26 protein-coding genes are annotated in these 26,322 nt (G+C 40.5%); 17 read left to right on the plus strand and 9 right to left on the minus strand.

Annotation, left to right across the window (positions count from 1 at the left end):
- The first annotated feature begins 544 nt into the window (after window positions 1-544).
- The 13 genes from ACQKMF_RS21590 (at window position 545) to ACQKMF_RS21650 (ending at window position 15,889) form a co-directional block, all read left to right on the plus strand.
- On the plus strand, window positions 545-1,903 hold the full coding sequence (locus tag ACQKMF_RS21590; protein WP_340874911.1) for an MFS transporter: 1,359 nt from the start codon (window positions 545-547) through the stop codon (window positions 1,901-1,903).
- Window positions 1,904-1,964: 61 nt separating this feature from the next.
- Window positions 1,965-2,420 (plus strand): DUF3237 domain-containing protein, encoded by a 456-nt coding sequence (locus tag ACQKMF_RS21595; RefSeq protein ID WP_230177213.1) that lies wholly within the window; start codon window positions 1,965-1,967, stop codon window positions 2,418-2,420.
- Between the two features lie 78 nt (window positions 2,421-2,498).
- Window positions 2,499-4,709: a helix-turn-helix domain-containing protein gene (locus tag ACQKMF_RS21600; RefSeq protein ID WP_427574888.1), complete on the plus strand. Its 2,211-nt coding sequence runs from the start codon at window positions 2,499-2,501 to the stop codon at window positions 4,707-4,709.
- Between the two features lie 150 nt (window positions 4,710-4,859).
- Window positions 4,860-5,714, plus strand: coding sequence for a 3-hydroxyacyl-CoA dehydrogenase family protein (locus ACQKMF_RS21605; RefSeq protein ID WP_230177215.1), 855 nt, complete (start codon window positions 4,860-4,862; stop codon window positions 5,712-5,714).
- 20 nt (window positions 5,715-5,734) lie between these two features.
- Window positions 5,735-6,511 carry an enoyl-CoA hydratase/isomerase family protein gene (locus tag ACQKMF_RS21610; protein WP_230177216.1) on the plus strand — a complete coding sequence of 259 codons (777 nt, stop codon included), beginning with the start codon at window positions 5,735-5,737 and terminating at the stop codon, window positions 6,509-6,511.
- Between the two features lie 189 nt (window positions 6,512-6,700).
- On the plus strand, window positions 6,701-7,876 hold the full coding sequence (locus ACQKMF_RS21615; RefSeq protein ID WP_427574890.1) for an acetyl-CoA C-acetyltransferase: 1,176 nt from the start codon (window positions 6,701-6,703) through the stop codon (window positions 7,874-7,876).
- A 255-nt stretch (window positions 7,877-8,131) separates the two neighbouring features.
- Window positions 8,132-9,679, plus strand: a complete 1,548-nt coding sequence (locus ACQKMF_RS21620) for a class I adenylate-forming enzyme family protein (protein ID WP_402940957.1) — start codon at window positions 8,132-8,134, stop codon at window positions 9,677-9,679.
- A gap of 25 nt (window positions 9,680-9,704) precedes the next feature.
- Entirely contained in the window at window positions 9,705-10,124 is a 420-nt protein-coding gene (locus ACQKMF_RS21625) for an acyl-CoA thioesterase (RefSeq protein ID WP_402942884.1), read from the plus strand.
- Between the two features lie 4 nt (window positions 10,125-10,128).
- Window positions 10,129-11,835 carry an acyl-CoA dehydrogenase family protein gene (locus ACQKMF_RS21630; RefSeq protein ID WP_427574893.1) on the plus strand — a complete coding sequence of 569 codons (1,707 nt, stop codon included), beginning with the start codon at window positions 10,129-10,131 and terminating at the stop codon, window positions 11,833-11,835.
- Window positions 11,836-12,012: 177 nt separating this feature from the next.
- The gene (locus tag ACQKMF_RS21635; RefSeq protein WP_427575033.1) at window positions 12,013-13,077 is read left to right on the plus strand and encodes a cupin domain-containing protein; all 1,065 of its coding nucleotides are present in this window, start codon (window positions 12,013-12,015) and stop codon (window positions 13,075-13,077) included.
- A 20-nt stretch (window positions 13,078-13,097) separates the two neighbouring features.
- Window positions 13,098-13,946 (plus strand): fumarylacetoacetate hydrolase family protein, encoded by an 849-nt coding sequence (locus ACQKMF_RS21640; protein ID WP_340874923.1) that lies wholly within the window; start codon window positions 13,098-13,100, stop codon window positions 13,944-13,946.
- An 86-nt stretch (window positions 13,947-14,032) separates the two neighbouring features.
- Window positions 14,033-15,262 carry an FAD-dependent oxidoreductase gene (locus tag ACQKMF_RS21645; protein WP_260356816.1) on the plus strand — a complete coding sequence of 410 codons (1,230 nt, stop codon included), beginning with the start codon at window positions 14,033-14,035 and terminating at the stop codon, window positions 15,260-15,262.
- A gap of 69 nt (window positions 15,263-15,331) precedes the next feature.
- On the plus strand, window positions 15,332-15,889 hold the full coding sequence (locus ACQKMF_RS21650; RefSeq protein ID WP_230177227.1) for a hypothetical protein: 558 nt from the start codon (window positions 15,332-15,334) through the stop codon (window positions 15,887-15,889).
- A 233-nt stretch (window positions 15,890-16,122) separates the two neighbouring features.
- Here ACQKMF_RS21650 and ACQKMF_RS21655 read toward each other — a convergent pair whose 3' ends face one another.
- The 3 genes from ACQKMF_RS21655 to ACQKMF_RS21665 are packed head-to-tail and all read right to left on the minus strand — an operon-like array spanning window position 16,123 to window position 18,713.
- Complete coding sequence (locus ACQKMF_RS21655; RefSeq protein WP_427574896.1) at window positions 16,123-16,665, minus strand: TVP38/TMEM64 family protein; 543 nt, start codon at window positions 16,663-16,665, stop codon at window positions 16,123-16,125.
- A 1-nt stretch (window position 16,666) separates the two neighbouring features.
- Complete coding sequence (locus ACQKMF_RS21660) at window positions 16,667-17,344, minus strand: response regulator transcription factor (RefSeq protein WP_101224307.1); 678 nt, start codon at window positions 17,342-17,344, stop codon at window positions 16,667-16,669.
- On the minus strand, window positions 17,322-18,713 hold the full coding sequence (locus tag ACQKMF_RS21665) for an ATP-binding protein (protein WP_427574898.1): 1,392 nt from the start codon (window positions 18,711-18,713) through the stop codon (window positions 17,322-17,324). The genes ACQKMF_RS21660 and ACQKMF_RS21665 overlap by 23 nt, the downstream gene beginning before the upstream one ends.
- Window positions 18,714-19,595: 882 nt before the next feature.
- Between ACQKMF_RS21665 and ACQKMF_RS21670 the strand changes: the two genes are divergently transcribed.
- Window positions 19,596-20,072, plus strand: coding sequence for an Lrp/AsnC family transcriptional regulator (locus ACQKMF_RS21670; protein WP_034315019.1), 477 nt, complete (start codon window positions 19,596-19,598; stop codon window positions 20,070-20,072).
- A 35-nt stretch (window positions 20,073-20,107) separates the two neighbouring features.
- Here the strand turns inward: ACQKMF_RS21670 and ACQKMF_RS21675 are convergent, their stop codons facing one another.
- The 6 genes from ACQKMF_RS21675 to ACQKMF_RS21700 all read right to left on the minus strand — a co-directional run bounded on the left by ACQKMF_RS21675 (window position 20,108) and on the right by ACQKMF_RS21700 (window position 24,383).
- The gene (locus ACQKMF_RS21675; RefSeq protein WP_101224305.1) at window positions 20,108-20,659 is read right to left on the minus strand and encodes a chromate transporter; all 552 of its coding nucleotides are present in this window, start codon (window positions 20,657-20,659) and stop codon (window positions 20,108-20,110) included.
- Window positions 20,659-21,279: a chromate transporter gene (locus ACQKMF_RS21680; protein ID WP_427574900.1), complete on the minus strand. Its 621-nt coding sequence runs from the start codon at window positions 21,277-21,279 to the stop codon at window positions 20,659-20,661. Before ACQKMF_RS21680 ends, ACQKMF_RS21675 begins: the two co-directional genes overlap by 1 nt.
- A 368-nt stretch (window positions 21,280-21,647) precedes the next feature.
- Window positions 21,648-22,520 (minus strand): DMT family transporter, encoded by an 873-nt coding sequence (locus ACQKMF_RS21685; RefSeq protein WP_427574902.1) that lies wholly within the window; start codon window positions 22,518-22,520, stop codon window positions 21,648-21,650.
- Window positions 22,521-23,053: 533 nt separating this feature from the next.
- Window positions 23,054-23,266, minus strand: coding sequence for a hypothetical protein (locus ACQKMF_RS21690; protein WP_101224302.1), 213 nt, complete (start codon window positions 23,264-23,266; stop codon window positions 23,054-23,056).
- A gap of 146 nt (window positions 23,267-23,412) precedes the next feature.
- Window positions 23,413-23,640 (minus strand): hypothetical protein, encoded by a 228-nt coding sequence (locus ACQKMF_RS21695; protein ID WP_427574904.1) that lies wholly within the window; start codon window positions 23,638-23,640, stop codon window positions 23,413-23,415.
- Window positions 23,637-24,383 (minus strand): ABC transporter ATP-binding protein, encoded by a 747-nt coding sequence (locus tag ACQKMF_RS21700; RefSeq protein ID WP_427574906.1) that lies wholly within the window; start codon window positions 24,381-24,383, stop codon window positions 23,637-23,639. The genes ACQKMF_RS21695 and ACQKMF_RS21700 overlap by 4 nt, the downstream gene beginning before the upstream one ends.
- Window positions 24,384-24,689: 306 nt before the next feature.
- On the opposite strand from ACQKMF_RS21700, the gene ACQKMF_RS21705 reads away from it, so the two are divergent.
- From ACQKMF_RS21705 to ACQKMF_RS21715, 3 genes are all read left to right on the plus strand, one after another.
- The gene (locus ACQKMF_RS21705) at window positions 24,690-25,052 is read left to right on the plus strand and encodes a group I truncated hemoglobin (RefSeq protein ID WP_427574908.1); all 363 of its coding nucleotides are present in this window, start codon (window positions 24,690-24,692) and stop codon (window positions 25,050-25,052) included.
- A 124-nt stretch (window positions 25,053-25,176) separates the two neighbouring features.
- Window positions 25,177-25,560, plus strand: a complete 384-nt coding sequence (locus ACQKMF_RS21710) for a cupredoxin domain-containing protein (RefSeq protein ID WP_427574910.1) — start codon at window positions 25,177-25,179, stop codon at window positions 25,558-25,560.
- Window positions 25,561-25,716: 156 nt separating this feature from the next.
- Window positions 25,717-26,271 carry a hypothetical protein gene (locus tag ACQKMF_RS21715; protein WP_427574912.1) on the plus strand — a complete coding sequence of 185 codons (555 nt, stop codon included), beginning with the start codon at window positions 25,717-25,719 and terminating at the stop codon, window positions 26,269-26,271.
- The last annotated feature ends 51 nt before the right edge of the window (window positions 26,272-26,322 follow it).

Below are 26,322 nucleotides of genomic sequence, written 5' to 3' on the forward strand. Positions count from 1 at the left end.
AGTCTATTTGAAATCAAACGAAAAAGTAGAAAGAAAAAACTCTACATAAACATTAATACGAAACTAACAAGCAATTTTCTAATGAATAGTAGACTCGGTAGAAGATACTGATAAGGCCATAACAAACAAGGCTAGTAGCCATAGGGGCTCGCCCTTTATAAATTGTTTAGAAATCGAAAGAGATTAGGATCAAGGGAGATTTGAGAACGGAGTTCCCTGCTTTTCTAAAACACTATAAATATTAGTCGAATGAAAACTGTGCAAATTAAATTAGCGAACGTCTTCTTTCTTATATATCACTAAGCTGTTTTACTAGTTGGATAGGTTGCACTATTCGAATAGACTACATAATAACTGAAAATAAACTTCTTTTTTCCTACATTAAGTGGCTAACAATCCTTACAGCCAGCTAATAAAATTAGATTACGGAAAAGTCAGTTACTTAAAAGGAGGGAACAGAGGTTACAAAAAAATGAAAGCGTTTCCTATTGGTGCAGGGTACGATTTGTTAAATGAAATCTAAATTTAAAGGGGGGCAATAATAATGAAGTTGATTAATCCAATGAAAGTAATTGACGGAAGCCGCATCCATTCATTCCATATTTGGCTTGTTTTCTGGCTTTTTCTCGTCATTTTGTTTGATGGATATGATGTTGTCATATACGGGGCTGTCGTTCCATCCCTTATTAAGGAATGGGGAATATCGGATGTTACAGCAGGTGCAATTGGTAGTTATACGGTAATGGGTACAGCTGCCGGCGCAATCGTATTCGGGTTACTTGCAGACAAATTGGGCAGGAAGAAAATTATCTTGTTGACCATTTTCCTCTTCAGCTTTTTCACACTGCTATCTGGGTTCGCGAATGGACCGACAATGTTTATAATTTTTCGGGTCATTGCAGGTATTGGCCTAGGGGGAGTCATGCCAAATGTTATTGCCTTGACCACTGAATTTGCACCTAAGCACATCCGTTCTGCTCTCGTGTCATTCGTTTTTTGTGGTTATTCGGTTGGAGCTATAGCAGCAGCACTTACAAGCCGGTCGCTTCTGCCGACTGTTGGCTGGGAGCCCGTTTTCTGGCTCGCGGGAATCCCTCTTTTGTTCTTTCCATTGTTAATCAAAGTCATACCGGAATCTGTTAGCTTTCTAATTCAAACTGGTAGAGTGGAAGAAGCCAAGAGAGTTCTTGCCAAGATTGATCCTACAATAAACGTGAAAGAGGCAATAGAACTTAAGAAACCTGATGAGAGAACACCAGGTTCACCTGTTATAAAATTGTTTGAACAAAAACGTGCAATAAGCACCGTAATGTTCTGGATTTCCTGCTTCAGCGCATTTATTTTGATTTACTCGATGAATACATGGCTTCCACGCCTTATGATGCAGGCTGGTTATGACCTTAAATCAAGCCTCACCTTTATTGCGGTCATGCAAATCGGAGCTATTGTAGGGACCATCGTATTTGGCCGATTGGTGGATAAACTGGGCTTTAAGAAAGTACTTGTTCCCCTGTTTTTCTGTGGTGCGATTGCCCTGTCGCTCATTGGCTTCACGAACAGTCCATTTATCGCATATGGCCTGATTTCAGTAATAGGTGCTGCATCGGTTGGTGTACAGAATATGTCAAATGCATTTGTTTCACAGTATTATCCTACTGAAATGCGTTCTACGGCCCTAGGCAGTACCATGGCTTTTGGACGTATGGGGGGGATAGTGGCTCCAACATTCGTAGGTATTCTTCTTACAATGAACTTGCAGCCCCAGTATAACTTCGCAGCAATTGCAAGCGCCGCTGTGCTTGGGGGATTCGCGATGCTGTTCGTTCAGGAGAAGCATGGTAATTATAATAAGGAAGCGGACAAACCTGAATCGGCAGAAGATCGTTTGAATGCCGCTAAATAATATTCAATCCCGATGAGATACTCTCTTCGGGATTTACGACTGAGAGGAAGGAGAAGAGGAAATGAGCATAAACCTGAAGCATATTTTTACGGCAAACATACATGTGGACGATCCTATTGAAGTAGGGGATGTGGGAACGGGTATAAGAAGAATCATTCCTATAACGGGTGGAACGTTTTCCGGACCTGGGATAAAAGGAATTGTTTTACCTGGTGGCGCGGATTACCAGATGATTCGATATGACGGCATGACGGAGGCGCTTGCCCATTATACGATTCAAACAGAGGAGGGGGTGCTAATTTATGTTGTGAACAAAGGTTACCGGCATGGCCCCAAAGAAATTATTGACCGTATCATCCAAGGGGAAGAGGTTCCAATTGGATCTTATTATTTTAAAACGGCTCCCTTGTTTGAGACCGGGAGTGAAGAATATGCTTTTTTAAATCGAAATATTTTTGTAGGAGAAGGCATAAGAAGACCTTCTGATGTGCAGATGAAATTTTATCAGGTACTATGATTTTTGGTTTTCCCTCTTTCATTATGTGTTTCTTCATTTACAATAGGATTAGGGAGAATTAGGAAGGAGGGAAGGGTTTTGTCTAGCAGTAAAAGAGAGAAATTAATGAGAAAAGTAGATAACCATTTGCGAAAGACATCACGTTATCTGATTAAGATTAACACCGAAGAAGAGGCACTGCAGTACTTGACCGATTCCTTTCGTTCTGAACTATACTGCGATTTTGTTGGTGTCGTGTTAGAAGAGGGCGGGCAGCTTTTACCGAAAGCGTGGAGCGGCAACATACCTTCTGTAACCGAGGCCTTTCCATTTTCTACAGATGACTGTTCCTCCAAATTATTTCGTCAAAGTATGACGTATAAAACAGCGGAAGTGCCGGAAAAATGCCATATGGCAAAAGTATTGAAGAAGGCCAACATTAAAACATGGTTTACTGTCCCCCTCAAAGACGACATTCACCATTTTGGCTTCTGCATAGTTGGTTTCTTAAGCTTCGTCCCGCTTTTGGATATGGAAGTCCACTTTGAGGAATTTGGAAAGGACATGGCAGTTGCCATGGCAATGGCGAGGGAAAAGGAAACACAGCTGAAAAAAATAGAAGGCATTGAATGGATTAGCAAAAACCTCTCACTCGATGCGCCTCTTGAACAGCATATCGCCGAACTGACGTCTAGGGCAGGAAAAGGGACCAATGCCGATTTTGCGTGCATTTATTTATATAATGAAAAAGAAAACTGTTTTGTTTTCCAACAACCTGCTTACGGGAAGATGGAATACGAACACAAAATCATGATCCAAGACAATTATATGCTGAAAGACTACTTTCCCTTTCTGGAAACACCTGGTGGGAATCAGCTAACGATTCCTCTTTTCAATGATCTGAAACCAATAGGAGTCCTGCATGTTGGGAACGAAGGGACAGGTGTATTCTCAGAAGATGATTTGAGAATGTTGGAGCTGTTGTCCAAACACGTTGCTGCTTTGCTCGAAAATGCTCGTTTATATCATAGCGAAAGAGATCATAAACACAGGCTTCAATTTCTTTTGGATTCTCAGCAAGCGCTTGTAAAAGAAACCGTTGAAGTTGACAATTTTGATGGCATCACAACCATGCTCGGCGGAATATTTCAAAGTTCGGTCATCTTATTTGACCGGTTTATGCGGGAGTTATCAGTTCTCGACTATGGACATGAAGGTGGTCCGCTATATACACATCAGTTGGCTGAAAGAGCAAAGGAGGAACTTGGTAACCAAAAAGGGAACGAGCTTATCACTATGCAAGATCCCACTAGCGCAGACTATTATTTTTCATTCTGGCCAGTTAGTGGCGGTGGCAATTTACTTGGCTACCTAGCCATTCGCAGGTCTGGTGTAGAGATGGATGAGTTCGACCGTCTGACGGTAGATTTAGCTCGGAATATTTGCTCAATCCAGTTTATAAAGCAAAAGCTCGTCCTAGATGCAAAAGAACAGGCAAAGGATAGCTTCATTAGCAAATTGCTGACAGAAAAAATTGATAATGAAGAAAGCATTATCCAATATGCAAACTTATTTCAATGGGACCTGTTCAGCCGCCATCGGTTGGCTGTTTTGTCCATAGAGCTTGATGTAAGTGAAATGGAAGGAAGCAATCTTCTTGAACAGCAGACGAAAAAAACGCTTGTTTGGGATTCAATAAAATCTCATCTGTCGGAGCTCGATCGCACTTTTATATCTGCATCACATGACGAAAAGTTTGTTCTACTTGTTTCAACTGAAATGGAAGGGAATAAGCCGAAAAAGTTTTGGGCTACGCTTTTTGAAAGTATTCAGCGCTGGGTCGCGAAGGGATCTATCGAATGTAAAGTACTGATGGGGATCGGGAGTGAAACGGAGAATATCCAGGATTATTATGTGAGCTATCAGCAGGCCGTCCAGGCATTGAATATAGTTAGTAGCCGGTTCGAAAACACTGGTTATTCACTTTTTAAAGACCTCGGTTCCTATACCATTCTCCATCATTTGGGTCATTCAACTGCCATTGATTTATTTGTGAAGAGTCAACTAGGGCCTCTTATCAAATATTCAGAAGGGAAAAACATCGATTTGTTCAATACTCTCCATGTTTTCCTTCAAAATAACGGGAATGTAAAAGGTACGGCTGAAGAACTTTATATTCATCGGAGTTCCCTCATATACCGGCTTGAAAGGATCGAATTGCTTCTGGATGCCGAATTAAATGACGCTGAAGTCCGGTTCAATCTGATGATGGCATTAAAGCTTTATGATATGAATGGTGGACTTATCTAAAACAGCCTTTATAGGCTGTTTTTTTATCCTACAAAATAGCCGAAGTAATTATAGTTTTTTCCCTCATTTTGTAGGTACAAACCTAAGATTACCAAGGTTATAATTAATTTACAGAATATTGATAATTTTATATAGTCGGGAGATGGAGAGATGGCAATTCAAACAATTGGGGTAGTTGGTGCAGGTTCAATGGGTTCAGGCATAGCTAATCTAGCGGCAATGAATGGGTTTACCGTTATCTTGTGTGACATTGAAGACAGCTATTTAGAAAATGCAATAAAACGTATTGGAAAGTTTATGGATAAAAGTGTTGCAAGGGGAAAAATGACCGAAAACCAAAAACAGGAAACGCTTGGACGCATCCAAACCACGACGCTCCTCGAAGAAATGAAAGACGCGGACGTGGTGATTGAAGCCGTTCTGGAAGACCTTAATCTAAAAAAGGAAGTGTTCTCTGCACTCGACCAAATCGTTCGTGAAGGCGTGATTCTGGCAACTAATACATCATCGATGTCGATTACAGAAATTGCAGCAGCGACACAACACCCGGAACGGGTGGCTGGTATGCATTTTTTTAATCCGGCACAATTAATGAAACTTGTAGAGGTGGTTCGTGGATATCAGACAAGCGATGAAACTGTAGAGGAATTGAAAGCGCTCTCTAAACAGCTGACCAAAGAGCCGGTGGAGGTGAAAAAAGATACGCCGGGATTCATTGTCAATCGGATCATGATTCCACAGTTTATCGAGGCGATCAAGCTGCTTGAAGAAGGCGTGGCTTCTGCTGAAGATATCGATAAGGCCGTTACGCTAGGCCTGAACTATCCTATGGGTCCATTCACACTGCAGGACTTTGCGGGTGTGGATATTGGGTACCATGTGATGGAGTATTTCAAAGAGGAATTCAACGATGATCATTTTGCTCCCCCTCTTCTTCTGAAACAGCTAGTCAGGGCGGGGAGACACGGTAAGAAGACAGGCGCTGGGTTTTACGACTATGAATAATAAGAATGGGGTTGAATTGAATGTATAAATTTTTATTGTGTGAAATCGAAGATAAAATCGCGGTTGTAACCATTAACCGGCCGCCCGTCAATCCATTGAATACAAAGGTATTCCAAGAGCTTTCAATCGTATTTGATGAGCTTGAAGCCAATGAAGATGTTCGAGCGATTGTCCTTACTGGCAGCGGAGAGAAAGCATTCGTTGCAGGAGCTGACATCAATGAAATGGCAAGTCTTGATCTTGTCGGAATCAATATGATGAACAAGACATCCAGAACGGTATTTACGAAAATTGAGAATGTGACAAAGCCGGTCATTGCCGCGTTGAATGGAATGGCGCTGGGTGGGGGTCTCGAGCTCGCGCTTGCCTGTGACCTGCGTATAAGTTCCGATCGTGCGAAGTTTGCTTTCCCGGAAGTTGGCCTCGGTATCATTCCAGGGGGAGGCGGTACTCAGCGGCTACAGAAGATCGTCGGACAGGGTGTTGCCAAAGAACTGCTTTATTTCGGCGATATGATCGATGCGCAACGGGCATTGGATTTGCATATCGTCAATAAATTGGTCGCAGCTGGTGAGGTGCTGGAGACAGCGAAGGAATGGGCCGGGAACTTGGCAAAAAAACCACCAGTTGCTCTTCAAATGGTGAAGACTGCAGTCAATGCAGGAGGCAATACTGACCTTGAATCGGGTTTGATTATCGAAAGCGTTTGCTTTGGCAATGCATTTTCAACGGAAGATCGGAAAGAAGGGCTTAAGGCTTTCGTTGAAAAAAGAGAACCAATTTATTCAGGAAGATAAACAATGAAGCAACACTAGATAAGTAAAACCCATAAACGTAGATATGAAGGCAATTAAAGAGGTTTTCAACTGTAGATTCCAGGACATTTAATGGTGGTAGCTAGGAACATGAGGCAAAATGATACGCCCAAAACTACGAGTATTGATTATCAGGTTTAAAAAATAAAAAATTAAAATGAGGTGAATGAAGTGAAGGAAATCTTATTGTTAGAAGGAGCAAGGACGCCATTTGCTGAAATTTCCGGATCATTCCGTGATATCACAGCAACGGACTTAGGCGTCTTTGCCGCAAAAGAAGCCATACGGCGAGCCAAAATTTCTGGTGAAGATATCGATCAAGTTGTATTCGGGAATGTGCAGCAATCAAGCAAAGATGCCCATTTGCTGGCAAGACATGTTGGGTTAAAAGCTGGTACCCCGATTCACGTCCCTGCATTGACCATTAATAGACTGTGTGGAACGGGTGTTGAATCTATTTTAATAGCGGCGCGTTACATTTTAACAGGAGAAGCGAATGTCATATTAGCAGGTGGAACTGAAAGCATGAGTCAGGTACCGCATGTAATTCGCGGAATGAGATGGGGAAGTCAACTAGGGGCGCCTGTTGTAGAAGACTGGGTATGGGACGGGCTATACGATACTTATGGAGAATGTACAATGGGTGAAACCGCTGAAAATTTGGCTGCCAAATATAGTCTGTCCAGGGAAGAAGTCGACCAGCACGCTCTCGCAAGCCATGAACGTGCCCTTGCTGCAAGAGAAAAAGGCTATTTAAATGAAGAAATTGTACCTGTTAAAGTGAAAGGCAGAAAAGGCGATAAAGTCATAGAAGACGATGAACACATTCGGGAAACTAGCATGGAACAGCTTGGGAAACTGAAGGCGAGATTTGTTGAAAACGGAGTAGTTACACCAGGTAATGCGAGTGGCATGGTTGACGGAGCGGCGGCAGTCATTGTCGCCTCAAGTGACTATGCGGAAGTAAAAGGACTGAAGCCGATTGCTCGACTTGTTTCCTGGGACGTAGTCGGAGTAGAGCCAAAGTACATGGGGATTGGACCTGTTCCGGCCATTCAAAGTGCATTAAAAAAAGCTAGCTTAACAATCGCAGACTTAGATCTGATTGAAATCAATGAAGCATTCTCAGCTCAGTACCTTGCTTGTCAAAAAGAATTAGGCTTTGACCTTGAAATAGGAAATGTAAACGGTGGGGCAGTTGCAATGGGGCATCCGCTAGCAGCGAGCGGAACAAGAATCGTAACCGCACTCATTTATGAATTGAGAAGACGCAATAAAAAATATGGGGCAACAGCTGTTTGCATTGGCGGAGGTCAGGGAATTGCGGCAATTTGGGAAGCGTTATAAAGTTGTGATTTATAGAACCGTATAATCAAAGTTTAAGGCAGTCCTTTTCCAGGGATTGAAAGGATTTTGTGTACAAATGACGAAATAACTGATGAAAATGCGGATTCCATAACGAGGCGTTCATGCTGAAAATAGAAGTTAATGTAGGCTAAATGGTTCAGTTAAAAGGGAAAACAAGTTTCTGGTTAGAAAAATCACATTTAGTGGCAGGAAAAATGGCGAGATTTTTAGAACCATACGGGAGCGAGTGAGTATATGGAAAAGGATCAGAATCTTTTGACAGTTTACGGCTTATTGGAGCGTGCTGTTTCAGCTAATGGGGATAAAGAAGCGATATATGATTTGAAGAGACGGGTCTCCTACCATGAAATGAAAAAGGATGTGGAACGGTTTGCCGGGACACTCTACAATCTGGGCATAAAAAAAATGGACCGGATTGCTGTGTCATTGCCCAACTGGTATGAAACAGCGGTTATATTTTTTGCTGCAGCCAAAATTGGGGCGGTGATCGTCCCCTTTAACCATAAATATCGAACACATGAAGTCGAATACATCTTAAAGAATTCCGAGCCGAAAGCGTTGATAGTGACGGAAGAATTTGATCAAAACTTTGGGTTAAAAGAAGCGCAGTCGATTGTGCCGTCATTGATCTCTGTACGGTTTACACGGGATGGCCTCCATCCATATGAGGACCAAACCTATGGTGATGTCATGGAAGCAGAAATTGATGTAAATAACGATCTATTTTGTATTTTATATACGTCCGGGACAACCGGCGTGCCAAAAGGCGTTATGATCACGCATAGAGGTGTGGTACAATCCGCGAATACATTGGCAGGGGAACTTAGATGTACTGAAGAGGACGTTTTTGTTGTATCAGCGCCGCTGTTTCATATCTTTGGCATGGCATGCAACTTGTTTTGCGGCGTATCCGCCGGGGCACGAATGGTGTTACAGGAAAAATATCATCCCCGTGAAACTCTTAAACTGATTGAACAAGAAAAAGTTACGATAAAGATGGGTGTACCGACAATGTTCATTAAAGAAATGGAACTGGATGATTTTGATAGTTACGACTTGTCGACATTGCGTACAGGCATGGTGGGATCTGCTCCAATTCCACCAAGTAAAGTCAAGGAAATACGAGATCGCATGGGCATAAAACTTTGTCAATCATTTGGGATAACGGAAACGGTTACGGTTACATTGACTCCTTATTATGATGATGAACAGAAAATAACGAAGACACTAGGAAAACCGATTCCTGGGGTTGAGTTGAAAATTGTTGATGAAAACCGGCTTGAAATCCCATTAGGGGAAACAGGAGAGATAGCCCTCAAAAGCTTTGGGATAATGAAAGGCTATTACAAAATGCAAGAACATACGGACGATGTTCTAGATCGGGAAGGCTGGTTCTATACCGGTGATCTAGGTGTGCAGGATGAAGAAGGATATCTGCATTTTGTAGGCAGAAAAAAAGAAATGATAATCCGTGGGGGCTATAACATATATCCTCAGGAAATTGAAAGTGTGCTGACCAAACATCCAAACATAATGGTTGCTGCAGTCGTGGGCATTCCAGATGAAGTGCTTGGTGAAGTGGTGTGCGCGTTCATTCAGCTAAAAAAAGGAACAGAAATTTCAGAAGGTGAAATTAAAGCCTTTGTAAAGAAACAAATAGCAAATTATAAAGTCCCGGAAAAACTCATGTTCATTGAGGATTTTCCAATGACGGCTAGCGGAAAAATCCAAAAATCGAGACTTCTTGATCAGATGGATGCGAAGGTCAGTCGTCCAGTCTGAAATTGAAAGGAGCATATCTAACATGATAGCAGAATATTCGTTCCAGGTAAGATGGGGTGACACGGACGCAGCAGGAATAGTGTTTTATCCCAACTTTTATAAATGGATGGATGAAGCCACTCATGAATATTTGTCAGTCCTAGGGTATCCATCCTCCAAACTTTATGCAGAACAGCAAATTGGTGTCCCTTTATTAGAAGCTAACTGCATTTTCAAATGTCCTCTTTTCTTTGAGGATAGCGTGGTTGTGCAAAGTACAGTTGAAGAATTACAAAACAAAGTATTTAAATTGCGACATGCTTTTATTAGAGGCGAACAAATAGTAGCTGAAGGGTATGAATTACGTGCCTGGACATCATTTGAGGGTAAGCCGAAGGCGCTACCGGTTCCTGAAGATATCCGAAAAAAAATGATGCCAAAAACCCACCAGTCTATGAAGAGGTGAATACATGCTTACGGAAAAAAAGGAAATCAAACATTTTTTGAATACTGACATCCTTCCTGACGAAATTTTCACACCCGAAGACTTTAGTGATGAACATATTATGCTGGAAGAGATGACTGGGAAATTTGTGAAGAACAGAGTTTATCCGGCATTAGGAAAGATAGAAAATCAGGAGTTTGATGAAACAGTGCGTCTTATCAAAGAGGCAGGTGAACTCGGGCTGATCAGCGCAGATATTCCAGAGCAAGATGGAGGGCTAGAGCTTGGCAAAGTCAGTGCGTCCATCATATCTGAAAAAATGGCGCTTGGCCGTTCGTTTTCCATTACATTTGGAGGGCAAACCGGAATTGGGGCGTTGCCAATTGCCTATTTTGGAACTGTGAAACAAAAGGCGATGTATCTCCCAAAAATGTTATCTGGTGAGACTATAGCTGCATATGCATTAACCGAACCTTCATCCGGCACGGATGCAATGAGTGCAAAGACAACAGCGGTACTCTCTAAATGTGGGAAATATTACATTTTAAATGGAGAAAAACAGTGGATTACCAACTCTTCTATCGCTGGCCTATTTATTGTATATGCAAAAGTGAACGGTGAAAAGTTTACTGCTTTCATTATTGAAAAAGATTACGAAGGAGTCTCCATTAGTCCTGAAGAAAAGAAAATGGGGTTACGGGGGTCTTCCACATGTTCTCTTATTTTGGATAATGTAAGAGTACCTTCTGAAAATGTTATTGGTGAAGTAGGGCGTGGGCATATTATTGCGTTTAACGTATTGAATATCGGCCGCCATAAGCTTTCAGCCACTTCATTGGGAACTGCAAAGAGATCGATTGAGCTAGCCGTTAGCTACGCCAATGAAAGGAAGCAATTTGGCGAGCCTATTTCCAGCTTCAACTTAATCAAAAATAAACTGGCTGATATGGCTATAAAAACATACGCTAATGAAAGTTCCGTGTATAGAACTGCAGGCGCGATGCAGGAAGGGTTTGCAAATATGAAACAAACGGGCTCCGATGACTTTTGTGAAACGATTTCCCGTTATGCTTTAGCATGTTCGATCAACAAAGTTATGTCCACGGAAGTTCTTGACTTTATCGTAGATGAAGCCTTGCAGATCCACGGTGGATATGGATATATGGAAGAATATGAAATAGAGTCACTATATCGTGATTCCAGGGTTAATCGGATTTTTGAAGGTACGAATGAAATTAATAGAACCCTGATTGCTTCAACATTACTGAAAACCTATGAATTGCCTAGTAAGAAAGGAAATGTTGACGAAGGTACGCTGCTACGTGAAAAGCAGACACTTCAGCTGATGAAAAAGCTTTATCATTCTACAATAGAGTCTGTTCGGAAGAACGACCTGATAAATCTAAATCAAGAACAGGAAACAGCTGCATTTATCGCGGACCTAGTCATCGGAATTTATTCGGCGGAAAGCTCCATTTTACGAACGGAAAAAGCAGTACAGATAACAGGGAAAGATGAAAACAGCCAAAAAATTGCTTATACGAAAGTATTTATACATGAAACATCCCAAATGGTCGCCATCAGAGCCTTAAATATTCTAAATCATCTCGGTGATGATGAAGCATTTTCGCGGATTGCTGGACGTCTTATCATGAGTTGCCCGGAAAATATTGTGGAAGTGAAGCGTAAAATTGCGGATGTAATTATTGAAGCTGAAAAATATGTTTCTTAGTTATTAGTGCAGATACTTGATCAGCTACCGAGATAATTGGGAATGGTAAATAAAGTTCAATTATTAGATTTAATTATGGAATCGCTTTCAAATCATGAATTTATTTTAAAAGGAGTGAATTGAGTGGCTAAAAGTGAAGTTTATACACAGGAAAAGCTAGATCAGTATTATGAAGGAATGAAGAAAAGAAATCTTGGCCCTCTATGGTACGACCTTGGCCATATGGTAACCAAAGAGCCGGTACATGATGTAGAGCCGTATTTATGGAAGTGGAAATCCATTCGTGAATATGTGCTGACTGCAGGGGAATTGCTGGAGCCGGGGAAAGACGCAGAACGCCGTGTAGTGTATCTTCAAAATCCGAGCCTGCTGAAGCGAGGTCTTGTTGGCTATGGGACACATACTTTATATGCTGGCATTCAGCTACTGTTACCTGGTGAGAGCGCCCCCTCCCATCATCACTCACAATCTGCGATCCGTTTTGTTATTGAAGGGGACGGGGCATACACGGCGGTTAATGGAGAGAAAACGTATATGGAACGTGGAGACATGATTTTGACGCCGGCCTGGACTTGGCATGAGCACAAGCATGAAGGAACAGAGCCGATGTTTTGGATGGATGGGCTAGATGTAGGTCTCGTCCGCACGATGGCTGCATCGTTTTTTGAGCCGTATGAGGAAGAGTCTTACCCGATGGAAGCACCAGAAAACTATGCTAATCAGCAATTTTCAATGGGAGCGTTTAAAAAGCTAAATGAAAAATCAAATCCTGATTATCCATCACCAATTTTCGGTTACAAATTCGATCGTGTTAAATATTTGCTTAATCAGATGACAGAAGCAGATTTTGACCCGTTTGACGGATACGCGATTGAATATATTAATCCAACCACAGGTGGCTCTGCTGATTCCCGCATTGGCACAATGATGCAAAAGTTGAAACCAGGTCAGCAAACGAAAGCGCACCGACATGTTCACAGCGCAATTTTTCATGTTCTTGAAGGTACAGGCTATACGGTCATTGATGGTCAGAAGTTTGAATGGGAAAAAGGGGATTTCTTTATTCTACCACCATGGAGCAATCATGAGCATGAGAACACGGGATCAGAAGATGTGTTCCTATTCTCCTTCAATGACAAACCCGTCATGGAAAAATTAGAGCTTGAATTCAGCGAGGGATACCAAGAAAATGATGGACACCAGGTAGTGGAAAAAGTCTTTATACCTGACGGAACCGTTTGAGAAGAGAAGGGGGAGGCATTGTGAAGATTGCTATTTTTAATGACGATTTACTTGGAGTGGTAATGGGAGACCGTGTAACAGATGTATCAAAAGTAGCAGGATGGGATAAAGCTGACCCGAATTCTTCTTTCCTCAAGCTCGTTGAAAATTTTAATGAACTAAAAGAGGAAATGAATCGGGAAGCGGAAACAGGAACTTCTTATTCATTGAATGAGGTGACATTGAAGTCCCCTGTACCAAGTACACGGAAAATTTGGGCTGCACCTGTGAACTATCGAAAACATCAAGAAGAAATGAATGAAATATTCAACAACGCACCTAGGACAATCGAAGAAATTGCCTTGTTTCTGAAATCACCTGAGTCCTTATCTGGTCCCTCCGATCCCATTTTACTTCCTTATAAGGATCGTCGTACGGACCATGAGGCTGAGCTTGGATATGTGGTCGGTAAAAAGGCGAAAAATATAAAGGAGGAAGAGGCAAAAGATTATATCTTTGGTTACTTTGCCTTATTGGATATTTCCATTCGGGGCAATGAAGAGCGGACCTGGCGAAAGTCGTTTGATTCATTTACTCCGATCGGACCATGGATTGTGACTTCCGATGAAATCGAAGATCCAAATGACTTGGCCATGACATTATGGGTGAACGATGAAGTGCGTCAGGATGGAAGTACAAAACATCTCATTTACGATTGTTACAAATGTTTTGAAGTGGCATGCGATAATATGACGCTCCTTCCTGGAGATATTGTGGCAACGGGTACCCCTGAAGGAGTTGGTCCGATTGAAGAGGGGGATTGTGTCCGCATTAAAATTGACAAAATTGGTGAATTCACCGTAGATGTTAAACTGGCCGGTGAAGTTTAAGGAATTGTAAAACTGAAAATGTCTATTTTGCCTTATAAATCTAACTACAAATAATTATAAAATATTAAATAAGGAGAATCTCATCTATGGAAAAAATAAATAAATGCGATGTAATAGTTGTTGGCGCTGGCCCGGTTGGTTTAGTTGCAGGTCTTGCATTGAAGCAAAAAGGAATTTCTTCTGTAGTTATAGAAGCGGATCCGCACGGACGTCCTCGTCCGGGTAGCCGGGCGATCTATATGCATAGTGCAACTCTAAAACTTTTGGAAGAAATTTCGAAAGGACTGGGGTTCACACTGGGGCGCAATGGGATCATTTGGCCTGTTAAGCGAACACTTTATAAAGGAAAAGAAGTATATGTCCGTAATTATGGATTTACGGATAATACCGATCAAAAAAAATTACCCCATTTCACGGCATTGCACCAAGATGATATCGAAAATCACATTTATGATGCCTGTCTTGACGCTGGTGTTGAGTTCGTTTGGGATTCACCAGTGAAAAAATTGGATATAACCGGTGCTGGGGTGAGATTGACTACAAAATCCGGTGAAGTGTGGGAAGCACAATACATTATTGGCAGTGACGGATCACATTCAGTTGTAAGAGAACAGGCTGGTTTAAAATTTGAAGGACCGCGAACGGCAGATACATTCCTTGTAGTTGATGTAAAAGAGGATGAGGAAAATCCCCTGCCGCTTGAGCGTACATTTCATTATCAACATCCAGCAATGGGAGGAAGGAATGTGATGTTTGTTCCGTTTAAAGGTGGCTGGCGGGTGGACCTTCAGCTTTTAGAAGGTGACAATCCGGATGACTATACAAATATTGAGGGTGTCAAAAAGTGGCTTCCAAAAGTGATGGATGCTAAATATGCTGAGCGTATTACATGGGTATCAACATACCGTTTCCATCAGGTCGTTGCCAATTCTTTTACAGATGAAAAAAGGCGAGTTCTTCTCGCCGGTGAAGCAGCCCATTTATTTGCACCTTTTGGTGCCCGTGGATTGAACTCCGGAGTTCCGGATGCAATTATTTCTGTACGGGGGATTAAGAAAGCGCTTCAATCTAACTCTGAAACGGAGCGAAAAGAAGCAATTGATGCAGCTGCCACCGAAAGACGTATTGCCGCAAAGTGGAACCGTGACGGATCAACCACTGCATTACATCACCTTCAAGGAGATGCCCCTGAAATGAACCTAAAGCGTGAACTTGCAGCATCCCTCGTATCCATAGTTCCAAGACTGGGACGCTGGCTCGATGAAGGCCCATATGGACCGAAATTTGGTCCTCCAGAACTGACAACAAAATATTAACAGACATTGGTCGACAGGGAAATCCCAGTCAGCCTGATAAAACGGAAGGTATGAAAGGAGTGGACTAATATGGCTTTAGTCGGAATAATCAATGAAGAAAAGTACGGTACGGACGCACGGCCTGCCAATGAAATGATTGTGCGACTTACTTCCATAGACTGGTATTCACAAGTCGGGGTGAAGTGTAATGAAGCAGAGAGAAAAGTAGATCAGTTTATGAACGCAATTGGCGTCAGTGAATATAAAATAAAGTGGCTTTCGGCAACTCAGGTTTCAGAGGCAATCAGCTGTCTTTCGTTTGAAAGAAGTACACTTTGGGAAGTTCTAAAGGAATTACCAGATCAACTTAAGGAAAAGATCGATGCCGCTGGAAATGAAAAACTGCTTGCAGATATCGTGGACAAAGTGCCGGAGGCCGTTTTTCATGGAGCATATAAACATGCATTCAACGCATTTAGGGATGAAAAAGCAATAAAGTTCCTCGTTGGACATGCCATGTATATAAGTGTTCTTGCTTGTACAGCTGAACTTGCTGGTGAAGAAAACCCATTTTCCTTTATTGTAGAATTGCTTGAAGATGGACATCTGCCGCTCGGTCCTGAAGGAAATACATTTTATCTTCTATAATTTAAGAAGCAAACATGATAGGATGTTTGCTTGCTAATATCACCTACTCACACATACCGGATAACACATATAGTAGTGTTAAGATACTATTGCAAACAGAGACTTTTGAAAACTACCATCTTCCAATAAGAAAACAAGGTAGCCAGAAACGGAAAATCTGGTGCAGCCTTGTTTTCGTTTCAGTTTTATATACGAATAGTTATTTGCCTAAGAACAACTTGTTAGATTTCGGATTATAACTTATTTCTATTAAAGTAATAAAAGACTGCGATTACCAGAATCAACAGTACCAAAACAATCCTTACATCATCCGAGGCCTTCAATACTTGTGTCACCGAATACGCCTCGACAAGGAGGGCAGGCAGTTTTCCGATGGATGTGGCGAGGAAGAAAATCATCATTCGCGTCTTGCTTAATGCTGCTGTAAGGTTAATCACGCCAGATGGTATAAAAGGAAGGAGCCTAAGCATCAGGATCATCCAAAATACATGAAACCCTTGTGACTTTTGCAGCTTCATGACCCACCGGTTCTTCATGAACTTGGGTTGGAATGTTTGAAAGCCCTTTCGATATAACCAAAAGCTGACCACTGCACCTGCAATTTCCCCCATGTAAGAAAGGATCAATCCCTTTTCAAATCCAAATACGGTGATATTGGCGGCCGTGATGAATACGCTTGGAACAAAACCAAGCACGCTAATCAATATATTGAATACTAAACTTACAGCAATGGAAAAAGGGCCGCTGGATAGTAATGCCTCAGAAATGAAATTCATATCAATCCACAGAACTCCATTTATACCCGATGCCCCAGACCGTTTTCAAGTGTTGATCTACAGGAAAACCGACATGACGCAATTTCTCTCTAATATTTCGAATATGGGAATCGATTGTCCGATCTTCCGTATCCGTTTTAAATCCCCAAATGGTCGAAAGCAGGTGGTCTCTGGAATACACTTGATCTGTTGATTTTAAAAACAAGCATAACAGTGAGAACTCTTTTGGTGTCAATGGGATTGTTTTTGTATCATAATGTGCTTCATAAGCGGATTCATTTAATTTTAGCCCTCTAAAAATCACAGTATCATCCTGATTATGCACTCGCCGCGTCACTGCTTCGATTCTGGCAAGTAAAACTTCTTCATTAAATGGTTTCGTAATATAATCGTCTGCGCCCTTTTTCAACCCTTTCACCATTTCTTGTGCAGCATCCCGGGCGGTGAGCATGATTATGGGAATGTTGGTAAACGCACGGATCCTTTCACATGTTTCCCACCCATCCAAATTAGGCATCATTACATCAAGAAGTACTATGTCCGCATGTTTATGCGATAAGAACTGTAAGGCTTCATGTCCAGATTTCATCTTCATGCATGTATATCCGTGAGGTTTAATGTATAGCTCTAATAGATCAAGCATTCTCTGTTCATCATCAACCAGAACTATTGTCTTCATTTGTAATCTCCTTAAATGTGATAGTGAAGCACGTTCCTTGCTCCAAGTTGCTTTTAACCGAAATGGTCCCTCCTTGTATCTCCACTAATTGCTTGACGATGGAGAGCCCCAATCCGAATCCACCGGTATCTCTGGCGCGTGATTTCTCGACACGATATAAACGGTCAAAGATATGGGGGATATCTTCAGGGGGAATGCCAACACCTTGATCGATTATGGAGACGGAAATCCTGCCAAGGCATTCAGTTGCTTTGATGGTGGTGACAGTATATTCGTTCGAGTACTTCAGCGCATTATCGAGCAGGTTAAGAATGACTTGCTCAAACCGTGAGGGATCTATATCTATAAATAAATCATCCTTACATTCCAGATTCAATTGAATTCTTTCATTTGTAAAAGCCGGCAGCACTTTTTCATGAATGTTTTGCAGGAATGAAGAGAGCTGGACGGTTTCTTTTGATATGGTGAATGTATTCACATCCATTCTAGCCATATTGAATAGTTCGTCCAATAATCTGTTTAATCGTTCGGATTCATCATGGATGATCTCTAAGTATCGTGTTCGTTCGGCAGCATTCAAGTCTTTCCGGCGGGCAATATCAGCGTATCCCTTGATATAAGTTAGCGGCGTGCGCAGTTCATGAGAGATACTTGCCAAAAATTCATTGCGTTCCTTCTTTAAATAGTTCAATTCATTAGCCAAGCTTTGAATGGATTGGGCAAGCTCCCCGAGTTCATCATGAGATCGTACTGGCACTGCCACTGAAAAATTCCCTTTGCTGAGTTTGGTTGTCGCTTCCTTCATTGAAATAAGCGGTCTAGTCAAAGCTTTTGATAGAAAATAAATGGTGATAAGCATGAAGAAAAGGAGCAATGCAGTCGCAAAAAGGAAATGCTTATTCAATTGTGCAATTAAATCCTCAACTTCCCTAGTATCTTTGAACATATAAACATAGCCTTTTTTTTCTTTATCACTGATAAATGGCGTAATGGTCGCTATATATCTTTCATCCTTCCAACTTGATTGGATGACCATACCTTTTCGGGGAACTTGCGGGATGTTTTTTGCCAAGAGTTTTTTCATTCCCCCATTTACCTTTTCGGAAGATATCAGAATATCGCCCCTTGTGTTCGTAATTACGACATCTGTATCGGTATGGTACTCCATCAGGCCGATATGCTTAAGAGTAGAGTCGGAATACGTGATTTCCAACACATCACGATGACTATTGCCACGGGCCTTCAGTGATTCCAATTCTTGATTGATACGGGAATGGATCACTTTATTATGCAAGTAAATCATCGAAACGGTTTCCATCAAAAAAATGCAAACAAATATAGATAGTCCGAGCTTAAAGGAGATTTTCATGAGCATTCACCTTCTTATGGAATAAAGTCAGTTTAGCGAAAAAGTATGAAGAAAGTATGCAGTATTTTCAATTTCTTCGCATCTCTTAAACAACGATAATCCGAATGAAGACTTGTTGCAAGAAGGACAATAACTTTAATGGACCCAAACTGCATTTTTTCAGTCTTGTATATGGTAATGCGGGAATCAGTTTTTTTAACTCTATTGGAAGTTGTTATTTAAAAAATAGATGATGATTCTTGAATTTATGTAGACTGCTTTTATTTTATTTAAACCTATAATAAATTGAAACTGCCGGAAAAATGGACAGTTTTTTTATTTAGTCTATTCAAAATGTTTTGTATTAAGGAAACATTTTGTCGTAAATGAATACTATATAAAAAAGGAGCTGATCCATATGAATTGTACAAACCGTACGCAGAAAAAAATAATGGCTTATTCCGCATTATTCAAAAAAATGGGCATTCTCAATGATGAGGAATACAAAAATATCGCAAAAACCTTACAAACAAAGGATTGAGGAAGTGTCCATTGGAAATTCATAAACTATTATCCTGCATTAAACGGGCTGTAAAACCCCCGCCTTCCAATTTTCGAAGTAGGAGGGGGACTTCAGTCTGGAACTCAAGGAGGTGCCGTCATTTGTCCGGCCCTGAGTCTATCGAATTCCATCTTTTTGGCGGCTGCACTCAGCTGGATAAAATACTGCATCTTTATTTTGGAAAGCTACATATATGATGGACATTCAAATGGAAGTAGGAGAGGGGACATTAGGGCTTCCCAAAAATTTCTGCCTTTATTAGAAGTGAAAGGAAGATTGTTGTGATCCGGTGGTGTTCTCTGCGATAATGGAATAAAGAAATCGAAAAGGAGTTACGTAGGATGGCAGAGGACTTTAAGATTCCCAGCTTGAAAGTTGATGAAATCGATAAGAAAATCATATCGGTTTTACATGAAGATGCACGAATTTCATATACCGACTTAGCGAAGAAAGTGGAGCTTTCCAGAGTTGCGGTACAGATGAGAATTAATCATCTTGTTGAAAACGGGGTGATCGAGAGGTTTACTGCGGTCATAAATCCAGCTAAGGTCGGCATCCATGTCTCGGCATTCTTTAACGTTGAGGTTGAGCCAAAATATCTGGAATCGGTCGCACAGCAATTAGAAAGTGAACCGGCTGTAACGAGTTTATATCATATGACCGGTCCGAGTAAACTCCATATGCACGGAATCTTTACTGATAATCAAGAGATGGAACGTTTTCTCAATGAGAAGCTTTATGCGGTCGTCGGTGTTGTCAGCGTTGATTGCCAAATTCTCATTAAACGCTATAAAAGCCGGATGGGCATGAAGCTTTAAATAAAAAAATCCCCCTATATAGGTGGATTTTTTTATTATGTGAGCGGGATGATAAAGCCGCCATACGCAAAGGCAAGAATGATTACGAATGCGGGGTGAATCTTGAATTTACCTAAAGCCAAGAATGCCAATCCAGCGATGACGATTGAATGGATGTAGCCGATGGATCCGACCGCATCCGCTGCCATATTCCAGGTGAGCAATAACATCATGATCGCAATCACGGGCTGTACAAGCAGTGACATGCCTTTTACGATAGGCGATTGCTTGTATTTTCGCAGGATTTTTAATAAATATATCAAAGCCACGGCTGAAGGGATGATCGTGCCTGCCAAGGCAGCTAGAAATCCTGGCCAGCCATATACATCATATCCGACATATGCGGCTATTTTCGTGGCGATCGGTCCTGGGAGTGAATTTCCTAACGCCAGCATTTGTGAGAACTCGGTATTATCAAGCCAGCCATAACGGGTAACGATTTGATCATACATTAGCGGAATCGAGGCTGGACCTCCGCCGTAACCAAGCATATTGGCTATGAAAAACGCCAGAAAAACAGCAACTCCTATTGGGATAATAAGACCCATTAAGCGGATTCCTCCTTCCTATCCGTCTTTTTGTTTTTCAATCTATCCTTTAATTTAAAATGAAACGCTCCATATATAAGAAAAATCATGATGACGATACCCGGATGCAGGGAAATGACCTGCAGAAGCAAAAAGGAAATCGCAAAAAAGGTGATTCCGAGCACCTTCCCTAACCCTTTTACCGCCTTTTCGCCAAACTCATAAGCCATTTGACCAAGCATGACGGCAACCACCGGCATTACAGCAGCTATCATATTGCTGATCATTGCTGAATTACTTAAAACATTAATGAATGCAATCAAGAAAACCATCGCAAAGCATGAAGGTAAAACGTGAGCGGCCACACTTACGAGGGCTCCCGGCCAGCCTTTTAATTTATAACCAAGATATGCTGCCATCTTCGTGGCAATCGGTCCTGGGAGTGTATTGGCAATCGCCAAAGTTTCCCCGAATTCATCATCGTCGAGCCAGTGATAACGGGAAACTGCTTCGTGGCGGATGAGCGGGATGACTGATGGTCCGCCGCCGAAACCTAATATCCCCGTTCTCATCATCCCAATCGTCAATTCCATATATGGTTTTTTCAAGAACGATTCCTCCTTCGTTATAAAATTTAGCATTCATTTCCAAAATATTATGAATTAATGATAACAAAAACTCTTTCGAAATGTACATAAAATAATAATTATTATTACGTAATGATTGTATATTTGAGATTTTTCAATATAATCGGCTGTAAAAAATATAATAATACATCTTTTTGTCTTAAGAATCTAGAAACCGTTGGGACGGTGTGGAGCTGAGTTCTTGGATTCCGCCTTATTATTAACATAAAGGGGTATAATAAGGATAAATTACAAATAAAAAACAACTTTTTCTGCAATCCCCTTTTTAAGACCAAAAAAGAACCCTATAGACAGCCTTTTTTAAAGAGACCGCTCTATAGGGTACATTTTAATATATAACTCTAATAAACTTATTAATGTGGTTATTCTTCCCGAATGACTAATAATACCCCGATAAAAATTAATATTGTGCCGATCCAAAAAGACAAGCTGATTTGTTCCCCTAGTATTAACCAACCTAAAAAAGTACCGACTATAGGCTGTAAAAAGAAAAATAATCCACCACTTGAAGCGGTAAGCATTTGCAGTCCGCGATTCCAAAGTAAAAAGGCACATGCTGTGGAAATAACGCCCAAGTATAATAGGCCGCCCCATATGGATGGATGCATGATTGCTTGAAAATCAAGCTCATCCAATCGACTGATCGTAATAGGTGTTAAAAAGACAATTGCCACTAGCACTGCATAGGTCGTTATAACAATTTGTGAATATTGCCCAGGGACACGTTTAATTAGAACAGACATAAGTGCCCAAGTTAAGGCAGCAATAAGTAGTGATAGGCCCCCAAGTTGGTGAGATGAGCCGATATGGGCATTCCCGACAATGATACCGACTCCGATTGTCGCTAAAATTACAGAAATTGATTTCTTGATAGTGATCTTTTCTTTTAAAATGATACGTGCAAATATCACCATGAATGCAGGTGTTGTGGAAGTAATGATGGCTCCCATTTGTGCAGTGGATAGCAGTGTACCGACTTCCTGGGTTACGATGGAAATTGTGTTTCCAACAAGTCCTATAATGAAAACCAAAAGCCAATCCCGTTTTTCAATCCGCCAAGATTGTTTTGTTATAAAACCAATTGTCAGCAATGCTAAAATCGCAATTACATATCGTAATAATACTAATTCAAGTGGCGGAACAACGTCTACCACAACTTTTACCACAACATACATCCCGCCCCAAATGCTAGCAGCGAGTGATAAATATAAAGAACCTAATATAGTGTTTTTCATCTTGTACCCTCCGTTTTAACTAAACATTTCCAGTCCTTAACGGAGATGCAATTTTTCTGCCGTTAAGGAAGAATAACTGCAGGTACATCATTTTCGAATAGTGGTGACCACATCATAAGCTTTCAGCTCACTTTCAAAAAATATTATTTTCAATGATTTTAGTATTCCGAGCTGTTTCAAGCATCAGTAAGTTATAAAATATACTCATTTAAATATACAAGATTTTAGATTGATAAAACAACAAATAATAGTATTAAGCTAGCGTACAATTAAGATTATCCGTCAATCAAGATAGTATACTAAAACTTGAAACACATGAAAAAACCCCACCTGATCTATTAACAACTGGTGGGGTTTCTATTTGGCTTAATGGATTCTAGTTGGGATAAAAAGAGGGATTTATAGGGAAGGGATGCAAATGGTACAGTAATAAAGCTGGAAAGAAAAGGTGGATTAGGATTAAAGAGCTCCCTTAAGAGTTTAAACCTAATCCACCGTTACGTTATATTTGGTGCATGACCTTTCCGGAAGCATCACAATCCGTTATATTTTCTTTCAATTTTCCTGAACTCATCTGATAGTTCAAATAGCGTGTGTAATACGGCTGTTTGAATATATAGATTCATATAATTATCATTGCTCTTCTTTTGAAAGGATAAATCATGTTTTTCATTTATTTTCCTAGTAATACATGCATTAATTTCGCTCCACATTTCTTTCGTTCCTTCTTTAATTTTAGTCTCCATAATCTCCCACTCCTTTTTTATTAGTTTATCCAATCTATTACATTCTTATACTTATTATTTGGCCAATCTGGTAACTTTTTTATCTTAAAATTAATGTCTACAGTTTTATGGGTATCCTTCTTTTTCTTTGCTTCATAAAGAAAGAGTTAGCATAAAGAATAAAGAAAATGATAAAGAGGAATGACCACTGAGGCAATCGACACCCCCGTTTGAAAACTCTCCTTATTTTTGAGTACATCCAATATATCCTGGTTATACATCAGTGATGAGAAGGTGAAATGGACCATCACACCAGTAATCATGGCAAACAGATAAATCGTATAAACACGGAAATTGCGCTGAACGTTCCGGACCGTCATATTCAGTAAGTTCACCTTTGATTCCCTCCCATGGCACTCTGGATGTGAAGGATTCGATCAAAGAAGTCACTTTGACTTTGGTCACCTTTATAAAGCTCGTTTACGATTCCTCCATCACGCAAGAAGATAACTCGTTTACAGAAGCTTGCTGCATAGGAGTCGTGTGTAATCATGAGAATGGTCGTTCGAAACGTTTCATTTAAGCTCGATAACTGTTCCAATAATTGTGTTGCCGATCTCGAATCAAGTGCGCCTGTAGGTTCATCTGCAAAGACAATCGCAGGGTTTGCAATAATTGCGCGCGCGGATGAAGCCCGTTGTTTTTGACCGCCTGAAACTTCTGTAGGGTATTTATCCTGGATTTCTTCAATATTCAATGCCTGAATGACTGGTCCCAGCCGTCTTTCCATCTCATCCGTAGAAAATTTCCTCAATGAAAGGGGAAGGTGAATGTTCTCTTTAATCGTTAAAGTATCAAGCAAATTGTAATCTTGAAAGAATAACCCCATGCGTTCTTGGCGAAATGTACGCAATGCTTTTTTGTTTAAATCCAACAGGGCCTGTTCTTCAAGCCAGACCTCCCCGCCAGAAAATTTATCAATTGTCGAGAGCACATTCATCAGTGTGGTTTTTCCCGAACCAGATGGCCCCATAATAGCCGTAAATTCACCCGAAGTAATGGTAAGGTCAATATTTTTTAAAACCTGTGCTTTTCCATAGGATTTTGATAAGTTTTTAGTTTGTAATACTTTTTTCAACGTAAATCTCCTCCTCATGCTACATACTATAAAATTCATCCCTTTTCCCACCATAGATGTAACAGGAAGTAAGATTACAATTTTGTCACATTACAATTTGAATATGTAAAATAAAAGTGTGAACAGTGAATGTAATAAATGGATTTCCCTATAACAATTACTCATTTTCAGCAACTTGGCAGCAACAAGTGGAAATAAAGAGGGATTAGTGAATCTCAGCAAAAGGGGATTAAATTGTAAGATAAAGAATAAAAACAAATTTTCTACAAAGAATACTTCTATTAATTACAAGTTAGGAGTGTATATATGGAACAAACACTTTATGAAAAAGTCGGCGGGGAAGAAGCGATAGCAAAAGTTGTGGACTATTTTTACTCCGAATTGGTTCTTAAGGATGAGACAGTTAATCATTTTTTTGAAAAAACGGATATGGAAAAGCAACGCCGTCATCAAACAAAGTTCATTAGTTTTGCATTAGGTGGTCCAAAACAATATTCTGGACAATCCATGGCAAAAGCACACCATGGATTGAATCTGCAACCAGAACATTTTAATGCCATTGTAAAACATCTTAACGATGCACTAGCTCACTTTGGAGTGAATGAAGCTGACATAAATACAGCTCTATCTAAAGTTGCTACACTAAGAGATGATATCTTGTATAAATGATTGTTATTGAGCTATCAGGTGCTTTGCAAAGGAGCTGGCTAGCAGCTCTCCTTTGCAACCAAATTAATAGTAATAATATATTAATGGATTAGAAAAAATAGTGTTAAGGAAGGAGGGATTGCGAATGTCTATGAAAAAGCGGGTAACAGGATTGGCCGTTGTGCTTGCAATGTTTGTAGTTGTGACAAGTCTAGGCTCACTCGGCGTATTTGCCGAATCCGGTGTTGTAGCTCAGCCTACGGTGAAATCGATTGAGGTAGAGTTGAACGACGATTACTTTAATCCGGAAGTCATCACTATTCCGAATGGAACAGCCACAACGTTGATATTGAAAAACAAAGGTACAAAAGAACACACCTTCACAGTGGAGAAGCTCGGAATTGACGCCGAGGTCCAGCCAGGTAAAGAAAAAACCATTACCGTGCAACCGAAACAGCCCGGTACATATGAACTGACATGCCGGTACCATTTCCAGGAGGGAATGGTTGGGAAAGTAATAGTCAAATAAAAGGCAGGGCCAATAAGGCCTTGTTTTTTTTATTTATTAAGCTATTTTTTCATTACACAGGAAATTGATGTTTGGATGATTAATAATTGTTCCACCTCTAATAAATGGTAATATAATGTATCGTAACGTATAAACCAAATGGAAGGAGGTGGAAAGGTGTATTTTTTTAAACCTATTTCTGATGAGGTTCGTTTATCTCAAATAGTATTCAATAAACATAAAAAAACGATGAAGCTCATTTTAGGGTCTATTTTTGCCTGTATTGCTGCTATTCTACAGGCTGTTGCTGGCTTTTTACCAGGTATAGGATATTTTATAAGTCCGCTAGCCACTGCACCTATTCTGTTATGTTCCATGTTTTCCATTCCATATGGAGTGATGACCTACCTTCTGACAATTATGTTGTTATGCATCCTACAGCCCACTGAACTGATTGTATTTCCTTTTACAACAGGATTGTTAGGACTTGGCATAGGGGCATCTTTTTACTTCTTTAGTAAGAGATTAAGTATTATCGCTGCTGGCGCAATTCTTTTAATGTTAGGGATTATGAGTCTAATATTTATTTTTCACTTTCCAGTTTTAGGTCCAGCAGTCTCTGTTTCCTTTTCATTTCTTATTACTGGCTTCTTATTTGCTTTTATTTATAGTTGGTTATGGGTTGAAATTGCTTTAATCATTTTTAAAAGATTAAAAATGATTATAATTTAGTGATTCCCCATCACTCACTTGATTTTTAATTTGGATTCATAAGAGAATTAT

The sequence above is a fragment of the Peribacillus sp. NPDC101480 genome (assembly GCF_050277335.1).
Taxonomy (GTDB): domain Bacteria; phylum Bacillota; class Bacilli; order Bacillales; family DSM-1321; genus Peribacillus.

Bases quoted from the DNA above. Each gene is read 5' to 3' on its own strand.
- ACQKMF_RS21645 (WP_260356816.1), top strand. From the start codon at position 14,033: ATGGAAAAAATAAATAAATGCGATGTAATAGTTGTTGGCGCTGGCCCG.
- ACQKMF_RS21590 (WP_340874911.1), top strand. From the start codon at position 545: ATGAAGTTGATTAATCCAATGAAAGTAATTGACGGAAGCCGCATCCAT.
- ACQKMF_RS21705 (WP_427574908.1), top strand. From the start codon at position 24,690: ATGGAACAAACACTTTATGAAAAAGTCGGCGGGGAAGAAGCGATAGCA.
- ACQKMF_RS21660 (WP_101224307.1), bottom strand. From the start codon at position 17,344: ATGAAGACAATAGTTCTGGTTGATGATGAACAGAGAATGCTTGATCTA.
- ACQKMF_RS21650 (WP_230177227.1), top strand. From the start codon at position 15,332: ATGGCTTTAGTCGGAATAATCAATGAAGAAAAGTACGGTACGGACGCA.
- ACQKMF_RS21710 (WP_427574910.1), top strand. From the start codon at position 25,177: ATGTCTATGAAAAAGCGGGTAACAGGATTGGCCGTTGTGCTTGCAATG.
- ACQKMF_RS21635 (WP_427575033.1), top strand. From the start codon at position 12,013: ATGAAGAAAAGAAATCTTGGCCCTCTATGGTACGACCTTGGCCATATG.
- ACQKMF_RS21620 (WP_402940957.1), top strand. From the start codon at position 8,132: ATGGAAAAGGATCAGAATCTTTTGACAGTTTACGGCTTATTGGAGCGT.
- ACQKMF_RS21685 (WP_427574902.1), bottom strand. From the start codon at position 22,520: ATGAAAAACACTATATTAGGTTCTTTATATTTATCACTCGCTGCTAGC.
- ACQKMF_RS21665 (WP_427574898.1), bottom strand. From the start codon at position 18,713: ATGAAAATCTCCTTTAAGCTCGGACTATCTATATTTGTTTGCATTTTT.
- ACQKMF_RS21670 (WP_034315019.1), top strand. From the start codon at position 19,596: ATGGCAGAGGACTTTAAGATTCCCAGCTTGAAAGTTGATGAAATCGAT.
- ACQKMF_RS21595 (WP_230177213.1), top strand. From the start codon at position 1,965: ATGAGCATAAACCTGAAGCATATTTTTACGGCAAACATACATGTGGAC.
- ACQKMF_RS21680 (WP_427574900.1), bottom strand. From the start codon at position 21,279: ATGCTAAATTTTATAACGAAGGAGGAATCGTTCTTGAAAAAACCATAT.
- ACQKMF_RS21605 (WP_230177215.1), top strand. From the start codon at position 4,860: ATGGCAATTCAAACAATTGGGGTAGTTGGTGCAGGTTCAATGGGTTCA.
- ACQKMF_RS21690 (WP_101224302.1), bottom strand. From the start codon at position 23,266: ATGGAGACTAAAATTAAAGAAGGAACGAAAGAAATGTGGAGCGAAATT.
- ACQKMF_RS21630 (WP_427574893.1), top strand. From the start codon at position 10,129: ATGCTTACGGAAAAAAAGGAAATCAAACATTTTTTGAATACTGACATC.
- ACQKMF_RS21610 (WP_230177216.1), top strand. From the start codon at position 5,735: ATGTATAAATTTTTATTGTGTGAAATCGAAGATAAAATCGCGGTTGTA.
- ACQKMF_RS21655 (WP_427574896.1), bottom strand. From the start codon at position 16,665: ATGAATTTCATTTCTGAGGCATTACTATCCAGCGGCCCTTTTTCCATT.
- ACQKMF_RS21675 (WP_101224305.1), bottom strand. From the start codon at position 20,659: ATGGGTCTTATTATCCCAATAGGAGTTGCTGTTTTTCTGGCGTTTTTC.